16 protein-coding genes are annotated in these 21,543 nt (G+C 52.1%); 9 read left to right on the top strand and 7 right to left on the bottom strand.

The genetic code is table 11. The features are described 5' to 3' along the window. Positions 1-8 precede the first annotated feature (8 nt). Together AC07NP_RS00700 and AC07NP_RS00695 are read left to right on the top strand one after the other, a co-directional pair. Positions 9-2,162, top strand: a complete 2,154-nt coding sequence (locus AC07NP_RS00700) for a PA5441 family protein (protein WP_494659268.1) — start codon at positions 9-11, stop codon at positions 2,160-2,162. Further along, positions 2,132-2,890, top strand: coding sequence for a DUF3142 domain-containing protein (locus AC07NP_RS00695; protein ID WP_494659267.1), 759 nt, complete (start codon positions 2,132-2,134; stop codon positions 2,888-2,890). The genes AC07NP_RS00700 and AC07NP_RS00695 overlap by 31 nt, the downstream gene beginning before the upstream one ends. Here AC07NP_RS00695 and cueR read toward each other — a convergent pair. Together cueR and AC07NP_RS00685 are read right to left on the bottom strand one after the other, a co-directional pair. After that, positions 2,844-3,254: a Cu(I)-responsive transcriptional regulator gene (cueR, locus tag AC07NP_RS00690; protein ID WP_494659266.1), complete on the bottom strand. Its 411-nt coding sequence runs from the start codon at positions 3,252-3,254 to the stop codon at positions 2,844-2,846. The two genes, AC07NP_RS00695 and cueR, sit on opposite strands and share 47 nt — an antisense overlap. Before the next feature lie 172 nt (positions 3,255-3,426). After that, positions 3,427-4,083: a FadR/GntR family transcriptional regulator gene (locus AC07NP_RS00685; RefSeq protein WP_494659265.1), complete on the bottom strand. Its 657-nt coding sequence runs from the start codon at positions 4,081-4,083 to the stop codon at positions 3,427-3,429. A gap of 145 nt (positions 4,084-4,228) precedes the next feature. Between AC07NP_RS00685 and AC07NP_RS00680 the strand changes: the two genes are divergently transcribed. Further along, entirely contained in the window at positions 4,229-5,542 is a 1,314-nt protein-coding gene (locus AC07NP_RS00680; RefSeq protein ID WP_494659264.1) for an anaerobic C4-dicarboxylate transporter family protein, read from the top strand. A 101-nt stretch (positions 5,543-5,643) separates the two neighbouring features. On the opposite strand, the gene AC07NP_RS00675 is transcribed toward AC07NP_RS00680, so the two are convergent. Next, positions 5,644-6,960: an anaerobic C4-dicarboxylate transporter family protein gene (locus AC07NP_RS00675; RefSeq protein ID WP_494659263.1), complete on the bottom strand. Its 1,317-nt coding sequence runs from the start codon at positions 6,958-6,960 to the stop codon at positions 5,644-5,646. A 63-nt stretch (positions 6,961-7,023) separates the two neighbouring features. After that, positions 7,024-8,400: an argininosuccinate lyase gene (argH, locus tag AC07NP_RS00670; RefSeq protein WP_494659262.1), complete on the bottom strand. Its 1,377-nt coding sequence runs from the start codon at positions 8,398-8,400 to the stop codon at positions 7,024-7,026. A 457-nt stretch (positions 8,401-8,857) separates the two neighbouring features. On the opposite strand from argH, the gene copA reads away from it, so the two are divergent. The 3 genes from copA to ybaK all read left to right on the top strand — a co-directional run bounded on the left by copA (position 8,858) and on the right by ybaK (position 12,935). Next, positions 8,858-11,359: a copper-exporting P-type ATPase CopA gene (copA, locus tag AC07NP_RS00665; protein WP_494659261.1), complete on the top strand. Its 2,502-nt coding sequence runs from the start codon at positions 8,858-8,860 to the stop codon at positions 11,357-11,359. A 102-nt stretch (positions 11,360-11,461) separates the two neighbouring features. Beyond that, on the top strand, positions 11,462-12,256 hold the full coding sequence (locus AC07NP_RS00660; protein WP_494659260.1) for a TraB/GumN family protein: 795 nt from the start codon (positions 11,462-11,464) through the stop codon (positions 12,254-12,256). Positions 12,257-12,455: 199 nt separating this feature from the next. Further along, complete coding sequence (gene ybaK / locus AC07NP_RS00655; protein WP_494659259.1) at positions 12,456-12,935, top strand: Cys-tRNA(Pro)/Cys-tRNA(Cys) deacylase YbaK; 480 nt, start codon at positions 12,456-12,458, stop codon at positions 12,933-12,935. Positions 12,936-13,079: 144 nt separating this feature from the next. Here the strand turns inward: ybaK and ushA are convergent, their stop codons facing one another. Further along, positions 13,080-14,732, bottom strand: a complete 1,653-nt coding sequence (ushA, locus tag AC07NP_RS00650) for a bifunctional UDP-sugar hydrolase/5'-nucleotidase UshA (RefSeq protein WP_494659258.1) — start codon at positions 14,730-14,732, stop codon at positions 13,080-13,082. Between the two features lie 177 nt (positions 14,733-14,909). Here ushA and AC07NP_RS00645 point away from each other — a divergent pair, with 177 nt between their 5' ends. Next, the gene (locus AC07NP_RS00645; protein WP_494659257.1) at positions 14,910-16,130 is read left to right on the top strand and encodes an MFS transporter; all 1,221 of its coding nucleotides are present in this window, start codon (positions 14,910-14,912) and stop codon (positions 16,128-16,130) included. A gap of 235 nt (positions 16,131-16,365) precedes the next feature. Next, the gene (gene ybaL / locus AC07NP_RS00640) at positions 16,366-18,042 is read left to right on the top strand and encodes a YbaL family putative K(+) efflux transporter (RefSeq protein ID WP_494659256.1); all 1,677 of its coding nucleotides are present in this window, start codon (positions 16,366-16,368) and stop codon (positions 18,040-18,042) included. A gap of 114 nt (positions 18,043-18,156) precedes the next feature. Here the strand turns inward: ybaL and AC07NP_RS00635 are convergent, their stop codons facing one another. Then, entirely contained in the window at positions 18,157-19,461 is a 1,305-nt protein-coding gene (locus AC07NP_RS00635; protein WP_494659255.1) for an inosine/guanosine kinase, read from the bottom strand. Positions 19,462-19,614: 153 nt separating this feature from the next. Between AC07NP_RS00635 and aes the strand changes: the two genes are divergently transcribed. Next, positions 19,615-20,589 carry an acetyl esterase gene (gene aes / locus AC07NP_RS00630; protein ID WP_494659254.1) on the top strand — a complete coding sequence of 325 codons (975 nt, stop codon included), beginning with the start codon at positions 19,615-19,617 and terminating at the stop codon, positions 20,587-20,589. Here aes and hemH read toward each other — a convergent pair. Beyond that, complete coding sequence (hemH, locus tag AC07NP_RS00625) at positions 20,580-21,542, bottom strand: ferrochelatase (protein ID WP_203358628.1); 963 nt, start codon at positions 21,540-21,542, stop codon at positions 20,580-20,582. The two genes, aes and hemH, sit on opposite strands and share 10 nt — an antisense overlap. Position 21,543 lies beyond the last annotated feature (1 nt).

Raw genomic sequence — 21,543 nt, 5'->3', positions numbered from 1 at the left:
ATACTATTATGGCCAGGAAGACTCCTCTTACACTCGCCCTCTGCGCGCTGCTGGCGGGTGCGCCACAGGCATTCGCCTCTTTCGATATCGAAGACTGCACGTGGAGCAGCAAAAATTGCCTGCTGAAAGGCGTCCCCGTACTCACTCCCGGAAATGATACCCGCGACAACCTGCTGCGGTTATTCAGCGAAGCAAAATCATTCGAACTCCCCGTGCAGTCGATGCCTGCGGATATCACTCGTTCCCGCGATTACTATTTTGCCTATCATCCGCAATGGGATGCCGTGAGCGCCCCCTCTTCGCCAACCGTGGTATCCAGCGAGAACCCAACGCTGACTCAGCAAGCAACGGCGTTGCAAATCGATCCGGCGGAGATCGCGCGTCTGAGCGAAAACGACAGCGGCCTGGAAAACCGCTACGTCTCGAATAGCAGCGACGGCGTGAGTCAGTTTTTCACGGCGCTTATCAATGACGCTACGCTTACGCCGGAACAACGTCATGCGCTGGCGCAGGCGCGCATGGCAATCTGGGGTGGCGCCACAACAGGGCAGGTCTCTGAAGCGCTTGCAACGCTTCCGGCAGATTCCTCCGCCCTGCTGTACAAAACGTATCTGACCGGTGCCACCTATTTCTACACTGAAGACTACAAATCCGCAGAGCAGGATTTCACCGCCCTGGTGAACAGCAAAAATCCGTGGCTGGAAGAGACGGCGCAATACATGCTGATGCGCACGGCGCTGAACAAGAGTACCCAGCACAGTACCGGCGAATATGGCGATTTTGATATCAGCAAGATAGACCAGCAGTTCGCAAACCAGGCGCAAGAAGCCGCACAGCGCTATCTGCAACGCTGGCCGCAAGGCCTGTATGCCGATTCGGCTCGCGGCATGCTGCGCCGTATCAACTGGTATCAGCAAGCGTGGCCACAACTGGCGGCATTGTATGAGCAGACATTCCAGCAGGCAAAAGATCCTGACGCACTGCGTCGTCTGGTGACTGAATACGATAATGTGTACGGCATGCGCTTCTACAACGCCCCGTTCACGGAAGCATTCCCTGATGCGCTCCAGATAAGCTACATCGAATTATTACGCGCGCTGCGCCCGAACAGCGACAATAAACCAACGCTGACGCAAGCCTTCCTCGACAGCAGCAAACCGGCATTTGAGAAAGGCGGAAAAGCGCCGCTGTGGCACAACCTGCAGCTCAATCTGTGGATGACGACGGGCAACCACGCCGCGATCGTTCAGGCCATCACCCCGGCAAAACAGCTCCCGGCCCATGATATTCTCGCCTTCAGTGAGCAGGTGCTGTACGGCGAAGCGATGATGGGACAACAACAGTGGCAGGCGGCGCGTGATTTCTGGCAACAGCTGCTGAAACTCAGCCAGGATAACGAGCAGCAGCAGTATCTCCAGGCAAAACTGGCGGCAACGCTGGTTTATAACAACGAGATTAACGCGATTTTTGCCCCGCAAAGTCCGGTGACCAACCTGCGATTCCGCTCCCGGGTTCTGAAAACGCAGGCTCCACTTGAGCTGTTGCGCCAGCAGGCGACCCAGGGAACGAATAATGAAGAACGCACCATCGCCCTGCACACCCTGCTGGTTCGCGATCTTACCGAAAACCGTTTTAGCGACTGGTTAACCGACATCAAACTTGTGAAGGCGATTACACCGCCGGTCATCGGCGAGGCGTTCGACGATGTGAATCTGAGCGTCTTTGACTGGAATGGCAGCGCGGCGGATGCCGGATACGTCTGTCGTGGCCTGAGCGAAACGGTAGGCGTCCTGAGCAAAAAAGCCAACGACGCGCATGCCCTCAATTGCCTCGGCGAATTTTTCCGCACCACGCAAACCCATGTCGATTTATGGAAAGACGGTGAGGGAAACGCGGCGCTGGAGGCAGCCATCGACCGCAAACATCCGTATGGCCAGTTTGATCGCCAGAGCTACTACCAGCAGGTTATCGCCTCACCGAAAGCGGAACCCGAGGATAAAAGCTACGCCCTCTACCGGGCCATCATGTGCTATTCGCCGTCCGGGATGAATGAGTGCGGCGGCGAAGAGGTCGATAAAGTACAGCGCAAAGGCTGGTTCACGCAGTTGAAAACAGAATATCCGGGTAGCCCGTGGGCACAAAAGCTCAAGTACTACTGGTAATCGCACTGCTGACAGGTCAGTCGCAGGCGGCAGAGACGGTCAATGCCCACCAACATCAGGCGTTCTGGCTGTGGTCTGGCGTCAAAGCCAGCGCTGACCTGAAAAATGCGCAAACGGTCTACCTGCATCAGGGCGAGGTACTGACGCGCTCAGGCGAGGTGGTCTTTCAGCGTCTGGGGTTGCCGGTGAGTCGCCTGACGTTTCCGACTCTCTGGCTCACCGTGCGTTTTACAACGCTTGACGTGCCGGAAGCGATCCCGGCGCGGATTATCCACCTGATGCAGCGCTGGCAAAAAATGGGCAACCAGGTCATTGGCTTGCAGGTCGATTTTGACGCCGCCACTCATCAACTGGCGGACTATGCGGTTTTTTTGCGTCAGTTGCGCCAGCAGTTACCGCCCGAGTTTGCCCTTGGCGTGACCGGGCTGCTGGACTGGGCGAAAACGGGTGATATCGACACCCTCAACGCGCTGCCGGTGGATGAACTGGTGGTGCAAAGCTATCAGGGGCGTCATACGGTCGACAACTATGCGCACTATTTGCCCGCGCTGCAGCGGCTGCGCATTCCCTTTAAGCTCGGGCTGGTGCAAAACGGAAGTTGGGACGCGCAGGACGACGCGCAACTCAGAACCTCTCCCTGGTATCGCGGCACCGTGGTGTTTATGCTCAAACAGCTGGCAACTAAGCCTGAGTTTTGTGATGACAGCAGCCAGAAAGATTATCGATAATCGGGCACTCTGCGCTGTCGTCGCCAGGACAGGAATCCGCCAGCGCCAGCAGTTGCCCGCGCATCGCCTGTAGCTCGCTGATGTGCCGTTCAATTTCGGCGACTTTCTCCAGCGTACGCTTTTTTACATCTGCGCTGTGCCGTCCCGGGTCGTTAAATAAATTCACCAGTTCGCCGCACTCTTCCAGGTTAAATCCCACCTGACGCGCCTGACGCAATAACGTCAGTTCATTCAGATGTTGCTGGGTGTACGTGCGATATCCATTTTCGCTACGCAGCGGCGGCGTCACCAGCCCTTTCTCTTCATAAAATCGAATCGCTTTGCTGGTTAACCCGGTTTTTTTCGCCACATCGCTAATATTCACATTTCCCCCATCAGATCATTGAAGAGCCGAGTCTCATTATAACGCACATCCTTCTCCCTTATAGTTCTGATACGATCCGAGTCAACCTCGCAGCAGGAAAGCCACTAAAGGACGGGTCGATAAATAAAGAAATTCTCCAACCTGACGTCCCATTTTTTTGAACACAAACAATTTATAATTTCTTCTCCAGCAGATGGGTGCGCATTAGTTCTGAAGCCATCTGCGCATCACCTTTTCTAATGTATGACAATATTTCCCTCTGTTTTGTCGCGCTATCCAGGAAATATTGACGATCGTTAGCCGGTAATGACTCTCTCGTTTTCTCAAAGTAAGTAATTAATACATCAGAGAAAACCTGCAGAACGCGATTGCCGCTTGCCTGTAGCAAGAGCAGATGAAAATCCCGATCGTGTTGATCGGCTTCTTGCGGATTGTCTGCATTTTCCTCTATCAGCCTCAGTTCATTTTCAAGTTTCGAGAGCATGGCCGGAAATATTCGGCGGGTTGCCAGTGGAATGATCGCACACTCAATCAGGATCCTCGCCTCTGTAAATTCTGTGATGTCAAAACCAGACAGATCGAACTGCATCAGCAGCTGATTGTTAATGCTGCTTTGTCCCACATTTTTCAACACGCTGCCTCGGCGAGGGGCACGCTCAAGCATACCCATCTGCGCAAGGGTACTGAGCGCCTGACGGATTTTATATCGTGATGTATTAAAACGAGTTGCGAGTTCAGTTTCTGTTTCAATACGGCCATCAGCTTTACGGTTAGCATCATCAAGTAGATAATCTTTAATACTTTCAAACAGTTCGTTTTTCTTATCCATAAACACTCTCTGATTACAGTGTTACTACATTCATAAGTATAAATAATATAATAAATTAGGTTACTTTATACACTATCATGATAAAATTATAACCAATCATTATTAGAATAATATTAAAATATTTGTTAACAAAAAGGAATTAATTATGGTTTTATTCGTAATTCAGTTTGCGATAGTTCTTACATGTATTGGTATAGGCGGGCGCTTTGGGGGGATTGGGTTAGGCGCTGCTGGCGGATTAGGGCTCGCTATTCTGACCTTTGGATTTGGCCTCCCTCCCGACTCCCCTCCTATTACTGTCATTTCTATTATTCTTGCAGTTATTACTTGTATCACTATCCTTCAGGCGGCTGGTGGCCTTGATCTCTTCGTTACGATGGCTGAAAGAATTCTGAGAAAATGGCCTGGTGCAATCACTTTTCTGGGGCCAGCGGTCGCTTATCTTTTTACGGCTATATGTGGAACAGGATACGTCGCCTTTTCCGTTTACCCGGTCATTGCAGAAATCGCAGCAGATGCCCGAGTGCGGCCGGAGCGAGCAATGTCGATGTCAGTTATTGCCGCCAATTTTGGACTCATTGCCAGCCCGGTCAGTGCAGTCGTAACGGGAACAATTGCAGTCCTTGCCGGATTGCACATATCTGCTTTGGATATTTTGTTAGTCACCGTACCCGGAACCTTTCTTGGCTGCCTTGTTGGCTGTCTTTTTGTCTTTAAAAGAGGTCATGAGCTTGAAAATGATCCGGAATTTCAACGCAGGGTTGCTGAAGGTGAATTTGAGTCAGTAAAGGCTGAAGAACGTACGGCAAACATAGTGACAAAAGAAGCGAAGAGAGGATTGCTGATTTTTCTTACCGGCATCATTTTGGTTGTTATTATGGGATCTATTCCTCAATTACGACCGGTATGGAACACCGGTTCCGGCATAGAGCGCATGAGCATCCCAACCGCATTGCAAATAATCATGCTGACAACAGCGTGTATCATTATGATGGTGTGTCGAATTTCTCCTTCGAAACTTGATTCAGGTTCTGTTTTTAAGGCAGGCCTGGTCGGTGTCGTTGCTATATTTGGCCTTTCATGGATGATGAACTCTTTCTTTGAAGCATGGCATGAATTATTTAATACAGCTTTCCACGGTTTTCATAACCCCGTGCTATTCGGTGTGATTGTGTTTGGTCTTTCCGCTGTGATTTACAGCCCTGCAGCAACTGCAGTGGCATTATTACCTGCTGGCGTATTAATGGGATACCCGGCTGAAACGTTGATAGCATTACTTCCGGTAACGTGTGGATCGTTTATTATTCCAGGTGGAGCACAAATTGGATGCGTGGCGTTTGACAGGACTGGAACAACTCGCATTGGTAAGTATGTGGTAAATCACAGTTACATGTTACCTGGTCTGGTCACCGTTCTGGCGTCTACCCTTTTCTGCTTCCTCTTTGCCAAAATCATATAGTGCCGAAATATTATCCCTGCGACATCCCCTTCTGAATAAAACAGAGGGGATGCCAGTCATTCACGTCAACGTACAATCACTGTATCTCTCTTCGCCCAGAACTAAAGGACAACCTGCGCAATTAAATAAGCAAAGATTACCTGTGAGAGAACCATGACGAAACCAGGACGAATATAACTATGATTAACAACAAAGCGTCCAATTTTGGTCGTGCCCGTTCTGTCAAACGCCACGCAACCAATCTGATTTGCCCCTGGTATAATAAAATCACCGCAAGTACAGGCAAAAATAGCGATAAGATACGGAGCCGGAATACCCAAAGTGACGCCTAATGGCATAATTGCCGCTACCGTCGCAGCCGGACTCATGATCACCAGAGAAAACAAGAATACGACTACGCCAAACAGCATTGGCGCACCATTCACAAGACCGCCAAAAACATTGATCAGTTCTGCCTGGTAAGCATCAAAAAAGGTTGCAGTCATCCACGAAACACCAAGTATTGCTACAACCCCCATCAAACCAGCACGGAATACAGAACCGCTATTCAGCGTACTGCTCGGAACTTTACCCACAATCATGATAAATAAAGCGGCGGTCAGCATGATCATCTGAATGACCATTGGGGTTGATAGTCTTTTTCCATCCCATGAAGGAAGAAGTTCAGTAAAAGATCCGAGAATAAGGACTAGCACCACAGCAATGGCAAAGATAGCGACCCCTTTTCTTGCGCCTGGTGTAGCGACATACTCTTTTTTCTGCTCGTCGTGCATGAACTCATACTCACCTGCCGCAACACGCCGTTGAAATTCAGGATCGTCTTCCAGCTCTTTACCGCGCTTGTAGACTGAAAAGCTGGTAACAATTGCAGCCATAAAAAATGAAGGGAGAGCAATCGATAGTATTTGTCCAAGCGTGATCCCAGCATATTCATGCAGAATAGCCAGCATACCGGCCGTCGCCGCGCTCATAGGACTGGCAGCAACTGCCACACTGGCTGCAATTACCGTTGCGGATAACGCACGCTCCGGACGTACTTTTGCTTCAGCGGCAACTTCAGCAATCACAGGATACAAGGAGAACGCGACATAAGTCGTTCCACAAAATAGCGTAAATACGGAAGTTAATATTGGTGCAACAAAAGTTATCGCCTGTGGTTTCTTGCGAAGTAACTTTTCGGCGACTCTTACCAAATAATCTAATCCTCCGGCGGCCTGCAATATACTAACAGCACCAATAACACAAATAATAATTAACATTGCAGTTATGGATGGTGAAGAAGGTTTTAGTCCAAAGCCCAAAACTAATATTACAACCCCTAACCCCCCACCAGCGCCAAGCCCCATTCCGCCGTATCTTCCACCGATACCAATACAGGCTAGTACAATAAACAATTGTATAAAAAATAAAGCGTCCATTTCTTCACCTCAAAGAGACTCCCGGACATTGCATCCGGGAGGCATTGATTATTATATTCTGAATTATTTTAAATATGATTTGGCAATCTCAATCTGCTTTTTAACAGCATCAGGCCCGGTTCCACCATAAGACATTCTGGCTTTAATGCAGGCTTCCAGAGAAATACTCTCATAAATATCACTTTCGATTTTATTATCAAATGCGGAGAACTCTTCCATAGTGAGCTCTTCTAACATTTTCTTATGTTTAATACAATAATTCACCGCACTGCCAACGACATGGTGAGCCTCCCTGAAAGGAATACCTTTACGGACCAGGTAATCGGCCATATCTGTTGCATTCGAGAACCCCCGGGCTGCTGCAGCACGAGTATTTTCGGCAAGAATAACCATTTTATCGAGCATAGGAGCCATAATTTTTAGGCTAGTCTGTAGTGTATCCATAGAATCATAGACCTGCTCTTTATCCTCGCTCATGTCCGTATTATACGCGAGCGGTATCCCTTTCATAATGGTCAGCATGGCCATCAGATTTCCGTACATACGGCCACCTTTCCCGCGCATTTTTTCAGCCACATCAGGGTTCTTTTTCTGCGGCATGATGCTGGAACCAGTACAGAAATCATCAGAAAGTTCAATAAACTTAAAGTCCTGGCTAGAGAATAAAACCAGCTCCTCTGAAAGGCGAGTAAGATGCATAAAGCACATCGCTGCTGCAGCGGTGAATTCGACCATATGGTCGCGATCGCTGACGGAATCAATGCTGTTCTCAGTCGGTTTATCAAAACCAAGCTCATGGGCCGTAAAGTCACGATCAATAGGGAAAGTCGTACCGGCAAGAGCCGCTGCGCCTAAGGGACACTCACCCATACGCTGATAGAGATCTTCAAATCGATTCCAGTCACGACGTAGCATCCAGTAATATGCCATAATCCAGTGAGATAAAAGAATGGGCTGACCAGTTTGTAAATGGGTATAGCCCGGCATTATCGCATTAATATTATTTTCGGCTTTGTTAATTATTATTTTTTGTAGGTTAGTAATATCCTGTTGAATTTCACGAATGGTTGCTCGCATATGCATTTTAGAATCAACGGTAGTCTGGTCATTACGACTCCGCCCCGTATGGAGTTTTCCACCAACGGGTCCGATAATTTCAGTCATCCGCCTTTCAATAGCCATATGAATATCTTCATCAACAGTATCGAAAATGAATTGACCGTCGTCAATCTCCTTATTTACCTGTTTTAATCCGCCAATAATTGCATTGGCTTCATCCTGCGTGATTATTCCCTGACGCCCCAACATCGTGGCATGAGCTATGCTCCCCTGAATATCAAAGGGACACAAGCGTTGTTCCAACATAATAGTTGCATTATAGGATTCAACTAATTTATTTGTTGGCATATCAAAACGCCCGCCCCATAACTTTGTAGACATAAAGCCTCCTGCTTAATTGTTACAGAATAGTCAAATTGCTAGATAATCGGTTTTAATTCAGTTTCAGATTACAAAATTTGGCCTTTAATTGTCAACAAATAGACTTATTAAATCGACTTATAATGAAATTAATTGCATTTATTAAATCATTCTGTTTGCTAATCTTTTAAGCTAAATAAAGAGATCTTCATCACATTTAAAACACCATTTTAAGAGAAATACATTCAGCATATTTAGATGTGTAAAAATACAATCTGCTAAACAGAAGAAAACAGCGACAATTACTTGATAAAAATCAAGAAATATCCATCAGTACAGTGAATGATTTGATATCCCATATACAAATGCAAACTCCGGGCTTGACCTTCCCCTTGATGGAAGGTTTAACCTTTATAACAGTTAGTCAATACGATTACTCAGGTCAATAACTATCTGACCATTTTAAAGGAGTTTTGTTATGTCTCACACCATCGACCTGACCCTGGACGGCCTGTCCTGTGGTCACTGCGTCAAACGCGTAAAAGAGAGTCTTGAGCAGCGCCCGGACGTGGAACAGGCGGACGTCACCGTGACTGAAGCGCACGTCACCGGTAGCGCCAGCGCCGAAGCGTTGATCGACACCATCAAACAAGCCGGTTATGGTGCGGAGTTAAGCCACCCAAAGGCTAAACCGCTGGCGGAGTCATCAACCCCGTCGGAAGCGCTGGCAGCGGTCCCTCCTGAGCTTCCGGCAGCAACGGCCGATGATGACAGCCAACAACTGCTGTTAAGCGGCATGAGCTGCGCCAGCTGTGTTTCCCGGGTACAAAATGCGTTGCAAAACGTACCGGGCGTCACGCAGGCACGGGTAAACCTGGCGGAACGCACTGCGCTGGTCATGGGCAGCGCGTCCGCCGCAGATTTAGTGCAGGCGGTGGAAAAAGCTGGCTACAGCGCAGAAGCCATTGAAGATGATGCGAAACGCCGTGAACGTCAGCAGGAGACCGCCGTCGCCACCATGAAGCGCTTTCGCTGGCAGGCGATTGTCGCGCTGCTGGTCGGCGTACCGGTGATGGTCTGGGGGATGATCGGCGACAACATGATGGTCACCGCCGATAACCGCAGCCTGTGGCTCGCAATTGGTCTCGCCACCCTCGCCGTGATGGTCTTTGCAGGCGGCCATTTCTATCGCAGCGCGTGGAAGAGCCTGATGAACGGCGCCGCCACGATGGATACGCTGGTCGCCCTCGGTACCGGGGTGGCCTGGCTCTACTCAATGAGCGTCAACCTGTGGCCGCAGTGGTTCCCGATGGAAGCGCGCCATCTCTATTATGAAGCGAGCGCGATGATCATCGGTCTGATTAACCTCGGACACATGCTGGAAGCGCGCGCCCGTCAGCGCTCTTCTAAGGCGCTGGAAAAACTCCTCGATTTAACGCCGCCGACAGCGCGCGTCGTCACCGAAGAGGGTGAAAAAAGCGTACCACTGGCCGACGTTCAGGCCGGTATGTTACTGCGACTGACCACCGGCGATCGGGTGCCGGTAGACGGTGAAATCACCCAGGGCGAAGCCTGGCTGGATGAAGCCATGCTCACCGGTGAACCGATCCCGCAACAAAAAGGCGAAGGCGACAACGTGCATGCCGGGACGGTCGTTCAGGACGGTAGCGTGCTGTTTCGCGCCAGCGCGGTCGGCAGCCACACCACCCTGTCGCGGATTATCCGCATGGTACGCCAGGCGCAGAGCAGCAAGCCGGAAATCGGTCAGTTGGCCGATAAAATTTCTGCCGTCTTTGTGCCCGTCGTGGTGGTGATTGCGCTGTTCAGCGCCGCTATCTGGTATTTCTTTGGCCCGGCGCCGCAAATTGTCTACACGCTGGTGATTGCCACGACGGTGCTGATCATCGCCTGTCCGTGTGCGCTGGGGCTGGCAACGCCGATGTCGATTATTTCCGGCGTGGGCCGCGCCGCCGAATTTGGCGTGCTGGTCCGGGATGCCGATGCCTTACAACGCGCCAGTACGCTGGATACGGTGGTCTTTGATAAAACCGGCACGCTGACCGAAGGGAAACCGCAGGTGGTGGCAATCAAAACCTTTGGCACAACAGATGAAGCCCAGGCGCTGCGCCTGGCGGCAGCCCTTGAACAAGGCTCAAGCCACCCGCTGGCCCGCGCCATTCTGGAAAAAGCAGCAGAATCAACGCTGCCGCAGGTGAAGGGTTTCCGGACGCTGCGCGGTTTAGGCGTGAGTGGTGAAGCGGAGGGGCATACCCTGCTGCTGGGCAACCAGGCGCTGTTAAATGAACAGCAGGTGGATACCACTGAAATGGACGCGGAGATTTCAGCCCGTGCGTCACAGGGTTCAACCCCGGTACTGCTGGCTATCGACGGCAAAGCGGCGGCCTTACTGGCGGTACGTGACCCCCTGCGCAGCGACAGCGTGGCGGCGCTCCAGCGTCTGCATCGTGCGGGCTACCGTCTGGTGATGTTAACCGGTGATAACCCCACAACCGCCAACGCGATTGCCAAAGAGGCGGGCATTGATGAGGTGATTGCGGGCGTCTTACCGGACGGCAAAGCCGATGCAATCAAGCGCCTGCAAAGTCAGGGGCGTCAGGTCGCCATGGTGGGCGATGGTATCAACGATGCACCGGCGCTGGCGCAGGCCGATGTGGGTATTGCGATGGGCGGCGGCAGCGATGTGGCCATTGAAACCGCAGCCATCACGTTGATGCGCCATAGTCTGATGGGGGTGGCGGATGCGCTTGCCATCTCACGCGCCACGCTGCGTAACATGAAGCAGAACCTGCTGGGGGCATTTATCTATAACAGTATCGGTATCCCGGTGGCCGCCGGTATTCTGTGGCCCCTCACCGGTACATTGCTCAACCCGGTCGTCGCCGGTGCGGCAATGGCGCTCTCTTCGATTACCGTAGTGAGCAATGCCAACCGTCTGTTACGGTTTAAACCGAAAGAGTAAATCTTTGCCGGATGGCGACGCCAAAGCATCGCCATCCGGCAATTCACGCATTGCACCTTCCCGGACCACGCGCTAGCATGGAGTTCTACTAAGGGAGGTCGTATGGATCTGATGTACTGGGTAAAATCGTTCTGGCGCGCATTGCGCGGTAACCATTATACCTGGCCTGCCATCGACGTTGTCTTGCCCGGTAATCGTCATTTTCATCTGGTCGGCAGTATCCATATGGGCAGTCGCGATATGGCTCCCCTCCCCGCTAAATTACTGAAAAAGCTCAGACAGGCCGATGCGTTGATCGTCGAAGCCGATGTCTCCGGCGACGATACCCCGTTTGTGAATCTCCCCACGTTTGCCGCGCTGGAAGAACGTATCAGCGAAGAGCAGTTGCGTCATCTGCATAAAGTCACCGATGAACTGGGGATCTCTGCGTCTCTTTTCTCAACCCAGCCGCTGTGGCAAATCGCCATGGTCTTACAGGCCACTCAGGCGCAACAGCTGGGATTGCGCGCTGAATATGGTATTGATTACCAATTGCTGCAGGCGGCGAAGCAGGCACAAAAATCCATTATTGAGCTGGAAGGGGCGTCCAGCCAGATAGCGCTTCTGTGCCAGCTGCCCGATAACGGTCTGGCGTTGCTGAACGATACGCTGGCGCACTGGCATACCAACGCCAGGTTGCTGCAGCAGATGATGAGCTGGTGGCTGAAAACACCGCCGCAAAATAACGATCTCACACTGCCGAATACCTTCAGTCAGTCGTTATATGATGTGCTTATGCATCAGCGTAATATCGCCTGGCGGGATCAACTCTACGCCATGCCACCCGGCCAGTATGTCGTCGCGGTGGGGGCGCTGCATCTTTATGGAGAAGGAAATTTACCGGAACTGATGCGCTAAAAAAATGGCCAATATCTCTATTGGCCCGTCAAAGAGGAATTTCATCTTTATTATTATGCCGGACTCAGGTCCGGATCTTCCGATTGTCGCTCAAAGTTGCTGCAACTGCCAATACCTATTGCGCAAGATTGTACTATTTTTTCGTCCACCTTCGGACGTATTCTGATGGCATATCACGTTTGTAGTAAGAAGGAACGTTATGACTCCCGCAGTTAAGTTACTCGAAAAGAACAAGATCCCGTTTAACATCCATACCTACGATCACGATCCGCATGAAACAAATTTTGGTGACGAGGTGGTACGGAAATTAGGATTAAATGCCGATCAGGTTTACAAAACACTGTTGGTTGCCGTGAATGGCGACATGAAACAGCTGGCCGTTGCCGTCACACCGGTGGCCGGGCAGTTAGATCTGAAAAAGGTCGCCAAAGCGCTGGGCGCCAAAAAGGTCGATATGGCTGACCCGATGGTGGCGCAACGTACGACAGGATATCTGGTGGGCGGCATCAGCCCGCTGGGGCAAAAAAAACGGCTGCCGACGCTGATTGACGCCCCCGCCCAGACGTTTGCCACTATTTATGTTTCAGGCGGCAAACGCGGGCTGGATATTGAACTCGCGGCAGGCGATCTGGCGAAGATCCTCAATGCGAAATTTGCGGATATCGCCCGCCGGGATTAAATGTTTTGCCGGATGGCGACGCAAGCGTCTTATCCAGCCTACAGATTCATACCCGCTGCGTGGTTGTTTTTTGCTGAATGGCAGCTTACACGCAGTGCCCCCCGTAGGCCGGATAAGCTCAAGCGCCATCCGGCACAACGGCCATTATTGCCAGCTCACTTCCCCTGTCGGTTCGTAAGTACTCGCATCCAGCGGTGAGTTCTGCTCAATGTACTGTTTGAGCACTTCCGCATCGATAAATCCGGTATTCACATAACCCGGTTTATTATCAATTCGCGGATAACCGTCACCGCCCGTGGCGTTAAAACTCAGCGTCGCCATTCGGTAGGTTTTCGCCGGATCAACAGGTTCATCCTTGATTTTTAAATCGTTGAGCTTGCCGTCCTTCGCCACAAAACTGACGTTGGCGAACTGCGGATAAGCGCCAGAGTCCGGCTTCATTTGCGCCACGGCGGTCAGATAATCAATCACCTCTTTCCCGCTCATGTCGGCATACACCACGATGTTGCCGAACGGTTGTACCTTCAGCACGCTTTTATAGGTGATATTGCCGCCTTCAATGGAATCACGAATACCGCCACCGCTCATCACGCCAAAGTCAGCGCTGGTGCGCGCCATCTGCGCCGCGAGCAGAAGATGTCCCATGTTGGTCTGTACAAAACGGACTTTACTGCGATCGCCTTCAAGACGGCTATTCACACTGCCAATTTTCACATCCAGCTGCGCTTTGCCTTTATTCTGGAACGGCGTCAGCAAAGAGAGCATCTGTTGGTTCTCGACGATTTCCGGTGTGTAAAGTACGTGCTCACTTTTCCCGTTATCCCAGGTCACTTTCTTCTTCAGGTTTACGGGAATGAGCTGATAGCCCACCATTTTCATCTCGCCATTACGGAACTCAAAATCGGCCCGCCCGACGTATTTCCCCCACTCATGCGCCTGCACAATCCAGATGCCATTCTGTTTGTCCGGCGCGCAGGGCGTACCCGGCACATAATCAACCTGCTTTTTATTTTCCGCTGCCATACACACCGGATCTTGTGAGTGACCACCCACAATCATCGCCAGCGCCCCTGCCGGTAGGCTTCGCGCCATTTCGACATCGCCCGGCGCGTTCGACCCGTGATTCCCGTTGTCATAGTGCCCCATGTGTGTGGTGGCGATAATGACATCCGGCTTTTCGTTGATCTGCAATTCCTGAATCACCACGTTGGCTTCTTCAGCGGGTTTGCGGAACTCAATGTCGGTGAAAAACTCCGGGTTGCCAATTTTTGCCGTATCATCCGTGGTTAAACCGATAACGGCGATTTTCAGATCCTGTCGCTTAAAAATAGCCCAGGGTTTGAACAGGCGTTCACCGGTACTTTTCTGATAGATATTGGCAGAGAGAAAAGGAAACTTAGCCCACTTTTCCTGCTGGCGGAGGACGGTAAGCGGGTTATCAAATTCGTGGTTACCGACGGCCATCGCATCATAGCCAATCAGATTCATCCCCCGGAAATCAGGCTCCGCATCCTGCAGGTCAGACTCCGGAACGCCAGTGTTAATATCACCACCAGAGAGCAGCAACACGCTGCCGCCTTCCTCCGCCACCTCTTTACGAATGCCGTCCACCAGCGTTTTTTGTGCTGAAAGACCGTATTCGCCGTATTCGCTACGCCAGAAGTGACCATGATGATCGTTGGTGTGCAGAACCGTTATTTTATAGGTTTTATCTTTCTCATAAGCCTGCGCAGGCTGGCTCGCCAGTGCGAACGCGGCGAACACGGCCAGCGCCACACCCCGCTTCAAAAATTTCATGCTTCTCTCCCTGACCCAAAATCAACCGCTGAAATTACAATGATATGAAATAATAGCCGAAAATGTTTTCAGAATTGAGACTTCCTTCAAACACCATCCACAGGTATGTTAGTCAGGTAATAATTACAACGCAGACTATCTCCAACATCGCAACCAAAACAACAGAAGTGACGTTCTATGGCAATGAGTGAACCAACCCAGCCGTTAACGAGCGCGTCTGCGCCCGTTGCTCAGGCACGCACATCGTTTGGCATTTTAGGCGCCATCAGCCTTTCCCACTTACTGAACGATATGATCCAGTCGCTGATCCTGGCGATTTACCCGCTATTGCAGTCCGAATTCTCGCTGACCTTTATGCAGATTGGGATGATCACCCTCACCTTCCAGCTAACCTCATCGCTCTTCCAGCCGGTGGTCGGTTACTGGACGGATAAACATCCCATGCCGTGGTCGCTGCCAATTGGAATGTGTTTCACGTTGAGCGGTCTGGTATTACTGGCGATGGCCGGCAGTTTTGGCGCGGTACTGTTAGCAGCGGCGCTGGTCGGCACGGGTTCATCGGTGTTTCATCCGGAATCCTCCCGTGTGGCGCGTATGGCGTCTGGCGGGCGTCACGGCCTCGCGCAGTCGATCTTCCAGGTGGGCGGCAACTTTGGCAGTTCGCTTGGCCCCTTGCTGGCTGCGATTATCATAGCCCCCTATGGCAAAGGAAATGTGGCCTGGTTTGTGCTGGCCGCACTGCTGGCGATTGTGGTGCTGGCGCAGATAAGCCGCTGGTACGCCGCGCAGCATCGGATGAGTAAAGGCAAACCTAAAGCGGCGATTATCAATCCACTCCCACGCAACAAAGTGGTGCTCGCCGTTTGCATCCTGTTAATCCTGATATTCTCCAAATACTTCTATATGGCGAGCATCAGCAGCTATTACACCTTTTATCTGATGCAAAAATTCGGATTATCGGTACAAAATGCGCAAATACATCTGTTTGCCTTCCTGTTTGCCGTTGCCGCAGGCACAGTGATTGGCGGGCCTTTGGGTGACAAGATTGGCAGAAAATATGTTATTTGGGGCTCTATTCTTGGCGTTGCGCCTTTTACCCTCTTTTTACCCTATGCAACCCTCTACTGGACGGGCATTTTAACCGTGATCATTGGTTTTATCCTCGCCTCTGCGTTTTCTGCCATCCTGGTCTATGCTCAGGAGCTGCTTCCGGGGCGTATCGGCATGGTTTCTGGTCTGTTTTTCGGTTTTGCCTTTGGCATGGGCGGCCTTGGCGCGGCGGTGTTAGGGCTGGTTGCCGACCATACCAGTATCGATTTGGTCTACAAAATCTGTGCTTTCCTGCCACTTCTGGGGATACTGACCATATTCTTACCTGATAACCGACATAAAGCCTGATTTTCCTGCGGCCAAAGCTAAACTTTGGCCGCCCTCACTTCCAGTCACTGTAAGCCTTTGCTGCTCATAAGCTCCCTTCGTTTTCCGATCCGTGCGTTTTTCTGCTTAAATTCCATTTTTCATCAAATTTCAACAATTATTCATAAACATAAACATCGAAATTGTCATAAACTATTACCTGGAATTTTGGTTTCCAGACCAAAAATGGATCAACACAACCCAGAAAGGAGACGGAATGCATCACGCCACACCGCTTATCACCACCATTGTAGGTGGCCTTGTGCTCGCTTTTATATTCGGCATGCTTGCCAATAAACTGCGTATTTCTCCTCTGGTGGGATATCTGTTAGCGGGCGTTCTGGCCGGTCCTTTTACTCCTGGTTTTGTGGCTGATACTAAACTTGCGCCTGAACTGGCGGAACTTGGCGTTATCCTGCTGATGTTCGGCGTGGGGTTGCACTTCTCTCTGAAGGATTTGATGGCGGTAAAGGCCATCGCCATTCCCGGTGCGATCGCCCAGATAGCCGTGGCGACGTTACTGGGTATGGCGCTTTCCGCTGTGCTGGGCTGGTCGCCGATGACCGGTATCGTCTTTGGGTTATGTCTTTCCACCGCCAGTACCGTGGTACTGTTGCGGGCGCTTGAAGAGCGACAGCTTATCGACAGTCAGCGTGGGCAAATCGCCATTGGCTGGCTGATTGTTGAAGATCTGGTGATGGTGCTGACGCTGGTTCTGCTGCCCGCCGTTGCCGGTATGATGGAAAAGGACAACGTCGGTTTTGCGTCACTGGCAATCGACATGGGCATTACCATCGGTAAAGTGGTCGCGTTTATCGCGATTATGATGCTGGTCGGGCGTCGTCTGGTGCCGTGGATCATGGCGCGTAGCGCAGCAACCGGCTCAAGGGAGTTGTTTACCCTCTCCGTGCTGGCTCTGGCGCTGGGGATCGCGTTTGGCGCGGTCGAGCTGTTTGACGTCTCCTTTGCGCTGGGGGCTTTCTTCGCCGGGATGGTACTGAACGAGTCAGAACTGAGCCACCGTGCGGCGCATGACACGTTGCCGCTGCGTGATGCGTTTGCCGTACTGTTCTTTGTTTCCGTCGGCATGCTGTTTGATCCACTGATCCTGATTCAGCAACCACTGGCTGTTCTGGCGACGCTGGCGATCATTATTTTCGGAAAATCCGTCGCCGCCTTTTTCCTCGTACGCCTGTTTGGCCACTCGCAGCGTACCGCATTAACTATCGCCACCAGCCTGGCGCAAATCGGTGAGTTTGCGTTTATTCTGGCAGGGCTGGGGATGGCGCTGAATCTGCTGCCGCAAGCCGGGCAGAATCTTGTTCTGGCAGGGGCGATCCTCTCCATTATGCTCAATCCGGTGCTGTTTGCGCTGCTGGAAAAATATCTCGCGAAAACCGAAACCCTCGAAGAGCAAACGCTGGAAGAAGCCATCGAAGAAGAGAAGCAGATCCCGGTGGATATCTGTAACCACGCGCTGCTGGTCGGCTTTGGCCGCGTCGGTAGCCTGCTGGGCGAGAAGTTAATGGCGGCCGGTATTCCGCTGGTGGTCATCGAAACCTCGCGTACCCGTGTTGATGAGCTGCGTGAACGCGGGATCCGCGCGGTGTTAGGTAACGCCGCCAATGAAGAGATCATGAATCTGGCGCATCTGGACTGCGCCCGCTGGCTGCTTCTGACCATTCCAAACGGTTATGAAGCCGGTGAGGTTGTCGCGTCCGCGCGCGAAAAATGCCCGGATATCGAAATTATCGCCCGCGCGCATTATGACGATGAAGTGGAATACATTACCGAACGGGGTGCGAATCAGGTGGTCATGGGCGAGCGTGAAATCGCACGCACCATGCTGGAACTGCTGGAAACGCCACCGGCGGGCGAAGTCGTGACGGGTTAATCCCGTGCCTGGCGCGGTTTGTAGGCCCGGTAAGCGTTAGCGCCACCGGGCAATATTGCCGGATGGCGGCGAAAACGCCTTATCCGGCCTACGTGACAGCATGTGGGTCAGATCTTAACGATCCCAGTACGACTCTTCGAGACTATCCTCACGCTCCGGCAGACCGCGCGTTAAGCGTGGCGAATGCTGGTTCAGTACCTGATAGCTCACGCGGTTGGCATATTTACACACCTGCGCCAACGACGAATAGGTCAGCCAGCTGAATTGGTGTTTGCTGGAGTTCGGCACGCTGGCGCGGTGATAACTGTTGGCAGTGATATCGTGCAACAACGCCGCCAGCGCGCCATCGCCTGCCCCGTTGGTGTTCATGATTTTTTCCGGTCCCCCCATGTACGGCGCAATATGCGAATAAATACGCAGTGGGGTAATGCAATCTTTGTGGCGCATCGCACGGCTAAACTCGTACTGGTTAAACTCGGCAATCGCGCCCGGCAGCAGCGGATGCTGCGTTTTGCGCTTGACGGAATCTTCCGTAAAACCGGCCATATACAGACCGACCGGACCGGCAGTGCAGAGCACCAAATCCACCCAATCCAACGCTTTATCGGATGCCAGCAGCGGATCGTTTTCCCCGGTCAGCGCCTGCGCTTCTTCTTCGTTCATCGCGAGGATAGAGACATTCTCTTTCAGGAACGCCTGCCACCACTGTGGATTGTCGGCAATGACAAACTTCGTCCCCAGGGTCAGCACCACCGGGACATTGTATTTTTTGGCGTATTCAATCGCCTTCATGGTGGCTTCCGGCATCGGCTCACCCGGTTTGCAGCGCACCAGATAAGAGGTCAGCACCAGCGCAGAGGCTCCGGCAATCACCGACTCCGGAATACTGTCCGCATGCAGTTGGTTCATGTATCCAGGGCTTATCGCAAAGGTGCGTTCGCCAGACTCGCCAATCAACGTAAAGCAACGGCCAATCGGCCCATCAACGCCCTGCAGATAGTTCAGGTCGGTACGGCTGGAGGTGTTGCACAAATAGCGATAGGCATAGCCGCCAATCTCGATATTACTGCACATCACGCCAAGCAGAACGGAACGGTCATCGGCCAGCACCGAGTAGTTGTGCATGGTATTGCCGATGGTGCCGCCGGCAAATTGATGGGTGATCAAATTCTCGCGGACCAGTTCCTGATACAGCGCTTCCGCAACTTCATCTTCAATAACCAGCGAATGTCCGGCACTCAATCCATAACGTTGTACAAAGTCGTCATCGACTTTGGCTTCAATGTCCACCAGGGTCTGATCGATGCCCACGACCCATGACGCGCTGGTCTCGTTTTCGGGTTGAATTTGCTGCAGCAGCGGATCGCGCGCATTAACGGGGAAATAGTGTTTGGATTTGCGTTTACCGGGAAATTTCATGGTCGTTTTTTAAGGGTGGCTAACGGAGCGAAGAATGGTAGCACATTCCCTCCTTATCGCGCGACGTGAGGCAGAGTTTCAATATCGGGCGACGGGATCGCAGTTTATCGGGCGACAGTTTCTACAATGGGTTCCTTTCACAAGGAGCGTTTTATGAAACCGGAAAACAAAATCCCCGTCCTCGAGCGCATTTCAGCGGAAATGAACGTCGTGGCGAACTTTCAGCAAGAAAACCTGCCGCCCTGGCCCGTCAACGGCGATATCAACGCTCAACGCCAGCACTACACCCGCGAACGGCAGTTCTGGAACGCCGATGCGCCAGAAATGAACACCCAAGAGTGCACCGTTCCGACCCCGTTTGGGGCGATCGCCACGCGCCTTTACTTTCCACAGCCCGAGAGCAAAGCCACTCTGTTTTACCTGCACGGCGGTGGATTTATTCTTGGCAATCTGGACACCCACGACCGGATTATGCGGCTCCTGGCGCGTTACACCCAGTGTACGGTCATTGGCATTGATTACACCCTGTCGCCGGAAGCCCGGTTCCCGCAGGCGATCGAAGAGACCACAGCCGTCTGTCAGTTCTTCCATCAACACGCGGACACGTTCTCACTCAACATGCAGAAAATCGGTTTTGCCGGAGATTCGGCAGGCGCCATGCTGTCGCTCGCCAGTGCGCTTTGGTTGCGCGACAGGCAAATTGTCTGCGGTGATGTAGTCGGAATTCTGCTCTGGTACGGACTGTATGGATTGCAGGATTCGGTCAGCCGCCGTTTGTTTGGCGGCCACTGGGATGGGTTAACCCGTCAGGATCTACAGAGCTATGAACAGGCGTATCTGCGTGACGCAGACGATCGCGAGTCGTCGTACTACTGCCTGTTTAACAACGACCTGACGCGTGATGTGCCGCCCTGCTTTATTGCCGGAGCGGAGTTTGATCCTTTAATTGATGACAGCCGTCTGCTGCACCAGACGTTACAGGCGCATCAGCAGCCCTGCGAATACAAAATGTACCCCGGTACGCTCCACGCCTTCCTGCACTACTCGCGGATGATGAAAGCCGCTGATGATGCTCTGCGCGATGGTGCACAGTACTTCATGCAGCAACTGGATGATGCTCAGCGATAAGCCGCCGTCAGTTTCACCATCATTTCGATATGTTCTGGCGCATCGTTAAGCGCCGGAATATATTCATATTTTTTACCTCCCGCCTCGAGGAAAATCTCTTTATTCTGCACCGCAATTTCTTCCAGCGTCTCCAGACAGTCCGCTGAAAATCCTGGGCACATGACCTGAATATGCCCGACACCCTTTTCAGCCAACATTTTCAGCGTCTCGTCGGTGTACGGCGTTAACCACGGTTCACGTCCAAAGCGAGACTGGAAAGTCATCATCACTTTTTCAGGCGCGACGCCGAGCGCAGAAACCAGTTCGCGGGTGGTGTCACGACAACGCTGGGGGTAATCGTCACCTTCATCGGCGTAACGCTGGGGGATACCGTGATAAGAGAGCAGCAGTAAATCCGGCTCGCCATGCTGTGCAAAAGAGGCGCGCGCACTGTTTGCCAGAGCCTCGATATACGCGCTGTCGTCGGCATAATCGCGAATCAAAGAGATCGCCGGTATACGCCGTTTCCCCGCCAGAATACGCGCCAGTTCATCCCAGACTGCGGCGACCGTCGAGCAAGAGTATTGCGGGTAAAGCGGCAGGACCACAATGTTTTCCACATGATTGGCCAGCAGTTCGTCAACCGCGCTTTCCAGCGAGGGCGAACCGTAGCTCATCCCCAATGCGACAGGCGTGTCAGGAAGCCGTTCGGCCAGCGCCTGCTGTTGCCTGCGGCTGTAAACCATCAGCGGAGAGCCCTCTTCCAGCCAGACAGACTGGTAGAGTTTCGCCACGCGCGGTGCACGCAGCGGCAAAATCACACCACGCAGCAGCGGCCACCATAACAGCCGGGGGGTATCGACTACGCGTTTGTCGCTTAAAAATTGCTTGAGATAGCGTTTGACCGCTTCAGGCGTTGGGGCATCGGGAGTGCCAAGGTTAGCCAGTAGAATACCGGTTTTCGTCTGACGCATT

Source organism: Citrobacter sp. GW821-FHT07H02 (assembly GCF_059418505.1).
The sequence above is the reverse complement of the archived record's forward strand: the minus strand, read 5'-3'. Positions and strand labels throughout refer to the sequence as shown.

What these genes read in the sequence shown, in the direction of transcription:
- AC07NP_RS00700 (WP_494659268.1), top strand. Translation starts at nt 9, where the DNA reads ATGGCCAGGAAGACTCCTCTTACACTCGCCCTCTGCGCGCTGCTGGCG.
- AC07NP_RS00685 (WP_494659265.1), bottom strand. Translation starts at nt 4,083, where the DNA reads ATGGATAAGAAAAACGAACTGTTTGAAAGTATTAAAGATTATCTACTT.
- AC07NP_RS00680 (WP_494659264.1), top strand. Translation starts at nt 4,229, where the DNA reads ATGGTTTTATTCGTAATTCAGTTTGCGATAGTTCTTACATGTATTGGT.
- AC07NP_RS00675 (WP_494659263.1), bottom strand. Translation starts at nt 6,960, where the DNA reads ATGGACGCTTTATTTTTTATACAATTGTTTATTGTACTAGCCTGTATT.
- argH (WP_494659262.1), bottom strand. Translation starts at nt 8,400, where the DNA reads ATGTCTACAAAGTTATGGGGCGGGCGTTTTGATATGCCAACAAATAAA.
- copA (WP_494659261.1), top strand. Translation starts at nt 8,858, where the DNA reads ATGTCTCACACCATCGACCTGACCCTGGACGGCCTGTCCTGTGGTCAC.
- AC07NP_RS00660 (WP_494659260.1), top strand. Translation starts at nt 11,462, where the DNA reads ATGGATCTGATGTACTGGGTAAAATCGTTCTGGCGCGCATTGCGCGGT.
- ybaK (WP_494659259.1), top strand. Translation starts at nt 12,456, where the DNA reads ATGACTCCCGCAGTTAAGTTACTCGAAAAGAACAAGATCCCGTTTAAC.
- ushA (WP_494659258.1), bottom strand. Translation starts at nt 14,732, where the DNA reads ATGAAATTTTTGAAGCGGGGTGTGGCGCTGGCCGTGTTCGCCGCGTTC.
- AC07NP_RS00645 (WP_494659257.1), top strand. Translation starts at nt 14,910, where the DNA reads ATGGCAATGAGTGAACCAACCCAGCCGTTAACGAGCGCGTCTGCGCCC.
- ybaL (WP_494659256.1), top strand. Translation starts at nt 16,366, where the DNA reads ATGCATCACGCCACACCGCTTATCACCACCATTGTAGGTGGCCTTGTG.
- AC07NP_RS00635 (WP_494659255.1), bottom strand. Translation starts at nt 19,461, where the DNA reads ATGAAATTTCCCGGTAAACGCAAATCCAAACACTATTTCCCCGTTAAT.
- aes (WP_494659254.1), top strand. Translation starts at nt 19,615, where the DNA reads ATGAAACCGGAAAACAAAATCCCCGTCCTCGAGCGCATTTCAGCGGAA.
- hemH (WP_203358628.1), bottom strand. Translation starts at nt 21,542, where the DNA reads ATGCGTCAGACGAAAACCGGTATTCTACTGGCTAACCTTGGCACTCCC.